This window comes from Collinsella aerofaciens, assembly GCF_018785265.1.
Taxonomy (GTDB): Bacteria; Actinomycetota; Coriobacteriia; order Coriobacteriales; family Coriobacteriaceae; genus Collinsella; species Collinsella aerofaciens_AI.
The window spans coordinates 94,173-94,890 of record NZ_WQPK01000030.1 but is presented as its reverse complement, the minus strand read 5'-3'; the positions used below and the strand labels follow the sequence as shown (position 1 = coordinate 94,890).

1 protein-coding gene and 1 pseudogene are annotated in these 718 nt (G+C 70.8%); both read right to left on the bottom strand.

Translation table 11 applies throughout. From position 1 onward, the window contains the following. A pseudogene (locus tag GPK42_RS05620) lies at positions 1-308 on the bottom strand (hypothetical protein); the annotation flags it as partial. Further along, positions 305-718, bottom strand: a 414-nt coding sequence (locus GPK42_RS10050) for an ATP-binding cassette domain-containing protein (RefSeq protein ID WP_252200134.1), incomplete at its 5' end; no start/stop codon positions are given. The pseudogene GPK42_RS05620 and the gene GPK42_RS10050, both read right to left, overlap by 4 nt.

Below are 718 nucleotides of genomic sequence, written 5' to 3'. Positions count from 1 at the left end.
GCGAGGCACCAGAGCGCCTTGGCCCACCAGGCGCGCCCGAGCGGGAAGCCCAGGCCCAGAAGCCCCCGCATCCGCGTGCGAGCATCAGCCCGCGCGACGCACGCCACCACGAGCGAGAGACACACGGGCAGGAAGAGCGCGTACCAGTAGTTCCACGCGCTGAAGATCTGCACGCCCCGGTAGGGCATCGCGCCGAGCAGCGGCATCGGCAGCGCCATGAGCACGGCCAGGCGAACCGGCGCCGCGTGGCGCGATTTCAGGGCCTCGGCGCGCAGGGCCGCGAGCAGGCCGCCTTTCTCACCCGTCATGCCGCCACCTCCCCGCGCCCTCGTCGCCCTTCCCGACAGAAGCTCATGAAGAGTTCCTCGAGGTCCTGCCCGGGTCGAAGAGCATCCTCGTAGGCGAGGCGCCCCCCGTAGATGATGCCGATGGTGTCCGCCATCTGCTGCACCTCGGAGAGGATGTGGCTCGAGACGATCACCGTCGTACCCGCCGCTGCGAAGCCGCGGATCTGGTCGCGCAGCTCCTCGATGCCGATGGGGTCGAGGCCGTTGGTGGGCTCGTCGAGCACGAGCAGGCGTGGCCGGGCGATCAGCGCCAGCGCGAGCCCCAGGCGCTGCCGCATGCCCATCGAGAAGCGCCCGGTGCGCTTCTTCCCGGTGTCCGCGAGGTCCACGGCGGCGAGCACCTCATCTATGCGGCTCTCGGGAAGGCCCAG